The 305-nt window shown below is 63.9% G+C and carries 1 protein-coding gene; it reads right to left on the bottom strand.

Translation table 11 applies throughout. The annotated features are described in order from the left end of the window. Positions 1 to 82: 82 nt before the first annotated feature. Positions 83 to 250, bottom strand: a complete 168-nt coding sequence (locus tag EN807_RS36020) for a hypothetical protein (RefSeq protein WP_189522702.1) — start codon at positions 248 to 250, stop codon at positions 83 to 85. Positions 251 to 305: the final 55 nt, after the last annotated feature.

Raw genomic sequence — 305 nt, 5'->3', positions numbered from 1 at the left:
TGCCGCCCGATCGGCGGCAGCTGCGGTTCGAATTGTAGGGTGTCTCTACGGCAGGGGGAAAGCCGGCTGCAGGCTCTCCGGATCAGCGCGCGTGTGGATCGATTTCGCGGACGATCTCGGAGGCTTCTCCTTCATACTCGTCGGCCGGCACGACGGTCAGCGTACCATCGCCGGCGCGAAAGATGACGATGCTGACCATCAGGCTGGTGGCGAGGCTGAAGGCGAAGGCGTTTGCTTCTATGAGGGACATTGATCCGGCTCTCCTGCTTGGAAGCGGGGATCGATCCCCGCGTGACAGGCGCCCG

The sequence above is a fragment of the Mesorhizobium sp. M5C.F.Ca.ET.164.01.1.1 genome (assembly GCF_004792125.1).
In the GTDB taxonomy this organism is placed as follows: domain Bacteria; phylum Pseudomonadota; class Alphaproteobacteria; order Rhizobiales; family Rhizobiaceae; genus Mesorhizobium; species Mesorhizobium wenxiniae.
The sequence above is the reverse complement of the archived record's forward strand: the minus strand, read 5'-3'. Positions and strand labels throughout refer to the sequence as shown.

Bases quoted from the DNA above. Each gene is read 5' to 3' on its own strand.
- EN807_RS36020 (WP_189522702.1), bottom strand. From the start codon at position 250: ATGTCCCTCATAGAAGCAAACGCCTTCGCCTTCAGCCTCGCCACCAGC.